This is a genomic window from Halopseudomonas sp., assembly GCF_041579695.1.
Classification (GTDB): Bacteria; Pseudomonadota; Gammaproteobacteria; order Pseudomonadales; family Pseudomonadaceae; genus Halopseudomonas.
In genome coordinates, this window is record NZ_JBFGFI010000121.1 from 1 (window position 1) to 5,806 (window position 5,806).

Consider the following 5,806-nt stretch of genomic DNA (forward strand, 5'->3'; position numbering starts at 1 on the left):
CGCCTGCCTGCGCCAGCCTGGACATGTTCCGCAATTTCGAGGAGCGCGGCCGGTTGTTTGCCGAAGCCGTAGGGAGGCTGAAGCCATGATCGGAGTCGCTACGTTCATGAAATCGGCCGGGCCGCTGATCGGATCGCGCCGCTTCGATATGGATATGCCGCTCCTCGTTGCGGCGCTGTGCCTGCTCGGGCTGGGTCTGGTCATGGTGTCCTCGGCCTCGATGGAAGTCGCTGCCGGCCAGTTGGGTAACCCGCTGTTCTATATGATTCGCCAGCTGATCTACGTGCTGATCGGCTTCGCCGCGCTGGCTTTCGTGATTTCCGTACCGATCAAGCTCTGGGAGCAGTTCCGTTTTCCGTTGCTGTTCATCGGCTTCGCGCTGCTGGTGGCGGTGCTGATTCCGGGTATTGGCCGCGAGGTCAACGGAAGCTGGCGCTGGATCGCTGTCGGCCCGATCAATATCCAACCCTCGGAGCTGGCCAAACTGTTTGCTGTGGTGTTTCTCGCCGGCTATCTGGTGCACCGCCAGGAGGAGGTCAAGGAAGGCTGGTTCGGTTTTATCAAACCGTTCATGGTGCTCTTTCCGATGGCCCTGCTGCTGATCGCTGAACCCGACTTCGGCGCGACCGTGGTTCTGATGGGCGCCGCTGTGGGTATGCTGTTTCTCGGCGGCGTGGGCCTGTTCCGCTTCATCCTGCTGTTCGGTTCGATCGCCATTCTCGGCGGCCTGTTGATCGTGATCGAACCCTACCGTCTGCAGCGTCTGACCAGCTTCCTCAACCCATGGGAAGACCCGTTCGGTACCGGCTACCAGCTGACCCAGGCGCTGATTGCCTTCGGTCGCGGGGAGTGGGTGGGATTGGGTCTGGGCAACAGTATCCAGAAGCAATTTTATCTGCCCGAGGCGCATACCGATTTCGTTTTTGCGGTGTTGGCCGAGGAGCTGGGCCTGCTTGGGGCACTGTCGGCGTTCGCACTGCTGGTCTTCCTTGCGGTACGCAGCCTGTATATCGGCCTTTGGGCGGAGCGCGCCGGCCGTTTGTTTGCCGCCTACCTGGCGTACGGTCTGGCAATCATGTGGATCGGTCAGATCCTGATCAACGTCGGCGTGAATGTCGGCCTGTTGCCTACCAAGGGCCTGACGCTGCCGTTCCTCAGTTATGGCGGTAGTTCGCTGGTGGTGTGCTGCATCAGCCTGGGCATTCTGTTGCGTATCGACTGGGAACGCAGGCAGGCATTGCGGGAGGTGGCCGATGAGTAAGCGTGTGCTGATCATGGCTGGCGGCACCGGCGGACACGTGTTCCCGGCCCTTGCCTGTGCGCGGCTGTTCACCGAGCAGGGTTATGAAGTGCATTGGCTGGGAACACGCCGCGGCATCGAGGCTGAACTGATTCCCGCTGCCGGGATTCCGATCCATTACATCGACATTCAGGGCTTGCGCGGCAAGGGTCGGCTGGGCCTGCTCAAGGCGCCGGTACAGCTGTTGCGGGCGCTGTTCCAGTCGCTGCGACTGATGTCGGTACTCGAGCCGGTGTGCGTGCTTGGCGCAGGCGGTTATGTGACCGGGCCCGGTGGTTTGGCCGCCTGGCTCAAGCGCATACCGTTAGTGATTCATGAGCAGAACGCGGTGGTGGGCACTGCCAATCGGCTACTCAGCCGCGTGGCCAGACGCCATTGCGAAGGGTTTCCGGGCAGCTTTGCCGATACGCCCAAGCGCCTGACGACCGGTAACCCGGTGCGTGAGGATATTTTCCAGGTGCCGGCAATGAGCTGGCAGGGCGACCGCCAGCCACGGCTGCTGGTTCTTGGCGGCAGCCTGGGTGCGTTACCACTGAACAATTTACTGCCGAAGGCCATAGCGCTGCTGGCCGAGTCAGTGCGCCCGCAAGTCTGGCACCAGTGTGGCCGGTTGCATGTGGAGCTGACCACGCAGGGCTATGAGCAGGCCGGAGTGGCGGCGCGGGTCGAGCCCTTTATCGCCGATATGGCCGCAGCCTATGCCTGGGCCGATCTGGTTGTGTGCCGCGCCGGCGCTCTGACCATCAGTGAGCTGGCCGCTGCCGGGCGACCTGCGCTGCTGATCCCGCTGCCCCACGCGATCGATGATCACCAGAGTGCGAACGCCGCTTTCCTGGCCAGCCAGAACGCCGCACTGATCTTGCCTCAGCCCAGCCTGAGCAGCGAGACGCTGGCGGAACAACTCAACTCCCTATTTACCCAGCCGGAGACTCTTCAAGCAATGGCCGAAAATGCCCGCCGCCAGGCTACCCCCAATGCCACAGCGGATGTTGTGACTGCCTGCCAGGAGGTGACCCATGGCTGAGCCACGCCAGAAAGCCACTTTTTTCCTCCCGGAAATGCGCCGTATTCGCCGCATCCATTTCGTCGGTATCGGCGGCGCCGGCATGTGCGGTATTGCCGAGGTGTTGCTCAATCTCGGCTATGAAGTCTCCGGTTCCGATCTCAAGCGTTCGGCTGTCACCGACCGGCTGGAAAGCTTTGGCGCCCGGGTGGATATCGGTCATCGGCCGGAGAACGTGCAGAAGGCCGACGTGCTGGTGGTGTCCAGCGCGATCAATACAGCCAATCCGGAAGTAGCCGCGGCAATGGAGCGGCGGATTCCGGTGGTTCCGCGCGCCGAAATGCTCGCCGAATTGATGCGCTACCGTCACGGCATAGCGGTCGCCGGCACTCATGGCAAGACCACGACCACCAGCCTGATCGCATCAGTGTTGGCAGCCGCAGGCCTGAGCCCGACCTTCGTGATCGGTGGCCGCCTCACCAGTGCCGGGACCAATGCCCAGCTGGGCGAAAGCCGCTATTTGGTGGCGGAAGCGGATGAGAGTGACGCCTCGTTCCTGCATCTGCAGCCGATGACTTCGATCGTCACCAATATCGACTCCGACCATATGGATACCTATGGCGGCGATTTCAACAAGCTCAAGCGAACCTTTGTCGAGTTTCTGCATAACCTGCCGTTCTACGGTCTGGCGGTAGTCTGCATCGACGATCCGGTGGTGCGCGAGATCATGCCCCAGCTAAACCGCCAGATCGTTACCTACGGCCTGTCGGATGATGCCGACATTCGTGCGATCGACATTCACCAGCACGGGATGCAGACGCATTTCACTGTGGTGCGCCACGGTCACGAGAATCTCGACGTCTCGGTCAATATGCCCGGTGTGCACAACGTGCTGAACTCGCTGGCAACCATTGCAGTGGCGACCGACGAGGGCATCAATGACGCCGCTATCGTGCAGGGCCTGAGCTACTTCGAGGGCGTTGGCCGGCGCTTTCAGGTCTATGGCGAGTACCCGATAGCCGGCGGCGAAGTGATGCTGGTTGATGATTACGGCCATCACCCGCGGGAAGTAGCTGCGGTGATCAAGGCTGTGCGCGCCGGTTGGCCCGAGCGCCGCCTGGTGATGATCTATCAGCCGCATCGTTATACCCGCACCCGTGACCTCTACGAGGACTTCGTGCAGGTGCTGGGCGAAAATAACGCGCTGTTGCTGATGGAGGTCTATCCCGCCGGCGAAGAACAGATAACCGGGGCCGACAGCCGCAATCTGTGCCGCAGTATTCGCCAGCGCGGCCAGCTGGATCCGATCTATGTCGAGCGCGATGCGGACGTACTGCCGCTGCTCGAAGCGGTGCTCAAGCCGGGCGATATTCTGCTCACCCAGGGCGCCGGCGATATCGGCGGGCTGGCGGCGCAACTGGCCGAGGGCCTGCTGCGCCTGGCCGGTCGCGACGGGGAGGGCAAGGTATGAGTAACGTGAAGGATTACGGACGCGTTGCAGTGCTGTATGGCGGTCGTTCCGCAGAACGTTCGGTGTCGCTCAAGTCCGGCAAGGCCGTGCTTGAGGCATTTCAGCGGGCAGGTGTGGACGCCTACGGGATCGACGCCGGGCATGATCTGGCTAACCAGTTGATAACCGATCGTCCCGACCGCGTGTTTATCGCCCTGCACGGCCGTGGCGGTGAAGATGGCAGTCTGCAGGGCCTGCTGGAGAGCCTGCAATTGCCCTATACCGGCAGCGGCGTAATGGCGTCGGCGCTGGGCATGGACAAGCTGCGCACCAAGTTGATCTGGCAAAGCCTGGGCCTGACCACACCGGCCTATGCGGTGCTGCGGGATCAGGCGGACTGTGGCGAAATCGTCGCGCGACTGGGTACGCCGCTGATCGTCAAGCCGATCCATGAGGGTTCCAGTATCGGCATGGCCAAGGTTGAGGATGTGAAGGGGCTGGAGCAGGCCTGGCAGGCCGCGCGGCAGTATGACGATGTTGCCCTGGTGGAAAAGTGGATTACCGGGGCCGAATTTACCGTGGCGATACTTGACGGCCGCGCGCTACCGGCGATCCGCCTGCGCACGCCGCATACCTTCTATGACTACGAAGCCAAATATCTGACCAACGATACGCAGTACATCTGTCCCTGCGGCCTGACGCCGGAACGCGAGGCCGAGCTCGGCGCACTGTGCCTCGAAGCCTTCAACGCCGTCGGCTGCCGCGGCTGGGGACGTGTCGACGTGATGCAGGACGAGGAAGGCGAGTTCTACCTGCTGGAGGTCAATACCGTGCCCGGCATGACAGATCACAGTCTGGTACCCATGGCCGCGGCGGCCGCGGGTATGTCATTCACCGAACTGGTGCTGGCGATTCTCGCCAGTGCCCGTTACTGAGGAACCAGCATGTTGCGGCATATGGTCAGAGACCCGCGGGCAGGCAAGACCCGGACCCGGCGCGTAGCGCCAGGCCAGGGCGCCGTGCGTGTGGCTCCGGTTGCCGCACGCAGCTGGCCAACGCTGTCGCTGCGCCGGGCTTCGCTGGAAGGCGCACTGGTGCGCGTCAAGCAGGTGATTTGGCCGCTGCTGCTGGTCGGTCTGGGCGTCGGTCTTTACGAGCTGGGCAGCCGTATTCTGCCGTTGGCCGACCAGCCGATCGAGCTGATCAGCGTGCAGGGCGAATTACAGTACATTGATCCGGTTGCGGTACAGGCAGTGATTCAGCCGTACCTGAACGAGAGCTTTCTGGGTATCGATCTGAATGCCATGCGCGGCGATCTGGCCGAGATGCCCTGGGTCGCCAGTGCGGCGGTGACGCGCGTATGGCCGAGCCAGCTGATCATTCATCTGGACGAGCAGCTGCCGGTGGCGCGCTGGGGCGATGGTGCACTGCTGAACAATGCCGGCAAGGCATTCACGCCAGAGGATATCAGCCGCTTTGCCGAGCTGCCCCAGCTCGATGGCCCGCAGCGGGCCAAACAGCGGGTGATGCAGTACTACCAGCAGTTCAACCGTTTGTTGCGACCCTACGGGCAGGGCGTGGCAAAGCTGGAGCTGCGCGCGCGCGGCAGCTGGTTTCTGACCACCCAGGACGGTATCCAGGTGCTGCTGGGCCGCGAGGAGCTGGTAGACAAGGTGCAACGTTTTTTGACCATCGACCAGCACATGCTGGCCGAGTACAGACAGCAGATAGCGCGGGTCGACCTGCGTTACAACAATGCGATGGCAGTGGCCTGGCGTGAACCGGTCGTGGAACAGTCGATCGGACCGCAGCAATCAACAAGAGAGTGACGGCAGATTATGGCGAGCAAGCAGGGTAGCAGAATGATTGTAGGGCTTGATATCGGGACCTCCAAGGTGGTCGCGCTCGTCGGTGAGATCGGCGTAGACGGCACGCTGGAGATCGTGGGTATCGGTTCGCACCCCTCGCGCGGCCTGAAAAAAGGGGTGGTGGTCAATATCGAGTCCACCGTGCAGTCGATTCAGCGCGCGATCGAGGAAGCCGAGCTGATGGC

5 protein-coding genes and 1 pseudogene are annotated in these 5,806 nt (G+C 62.3%); all 6 read left to right on the forward strand.

Annotated features, from left to right (window positions below; genetic code table 11):
* The first annotated feature begins 85 nt into the window (after positions 1-85).
* Positions 86-1,261, forward strand: a complete 1,176-nt coding sequence (gene ftsW, locus ABYA88_RS14920; RefSeq protein WP_373188182.1) for a putative lipid II flippase FtsW — start codon at positions 86-88, stop codon at positions 1,259-1,261.
* The gene (murG, locus tag ABYA88_RS14925; protein ID WP_373188183.1) at positions 1,254-2,324 is read left to right on the forward strand and encodes an undecaprenyldiphospho-muramoylpentapeptide beta-N-acetylglucosaminyltransferase; all 1,071 of its coding nucleotides are present in this window, start codon (positions 1,254-1,256) and stop codon (positions 2,322-2,324) included. Before ftsW ends, murG begins: the two co-directional genes overlap by 8 nt.
* Positions 2,325-2,358: 34 nt before the next feature.
* The gene (gene murC, locus ABYA88_RS14930; RefSeq protein ID WP_373188186.1) at positions 2,359-3,774 is read left to right on the forward strand and encodes a UDP-N-acetylmuramate--L-alanine ligase; all 1,416 of its coding nucleotides are present in this window, start codon (positions 2,359-2,361) and stop codon (positions 3,772-3,774) included.
* A complete protein-coding gene (locus ABYA88_RS14935; RefSeq protein WP_373188184.1) occupies positions 3,771-4,688 on the forward strand; it encodes a D-alanine--D-alanine ligase in 918 nt (305 codons plus the stop codon). Before murC ends, ABYA88_RS14935 begins: the two co-directional genes overlap by 4 nt.
* Before the next feature lie 9 nt (positions 4,689-4,697).
* Positions 4,698-5,582, forward strand: coding sequence for a cell division protein FtsQ/DivIB (locus ABYA88_RS14940; RefSeq protein WP_373188185.1), 885 nt, complete (start codon positions 4,698-4,700; stop codon positions 5,580-5,582).
* 9 nt (positions 5,583-5,591) lie between these two features.
* Positions 5,592-5,806 (forward strand): annotated as a pseudogene (locus tag ABYA88_RS14945) (cell division protein FtsA); the annotation flags it as partial.

Bases quoted from the DNA above. Each gene is read 5' to 3' on its own strand.
- ftsW (WP_373188182.1), top strand. From the start codon at position 86: ATGATCGGAGTCGCTACGTTCATGAAATCGGCCGGGCCGCTGATCGGA.
- murG (WP_373188183.1), top strand. From the start codon at position 1,254: ATGAGTAAGCGTGTGCTGATCATGGCTGGCGGCACCGGCGGACACGTG.
- murC (WP_373188186.1), top strand. From the start codon at position 2,359: ATGCGCCGTATTCGCCGCATCCATTTCGTCGGTATCGGCGGCGCCGGC.
- ABYA88_RS14935 (WP_373188184.1), top strand. From the start codon at position 3,771: ATGAGTAACGTGAAGGATTACGGACGCGTTGCAGTGCTGTATGGCGGT.
- ABYA88_RS14940 (WP_373188185.1), top strand. From the start codon at position 4,698: ATGTTGCGGCATATGGTCAGAGACCCGCGGGCAGGCAAGACCCGGACC.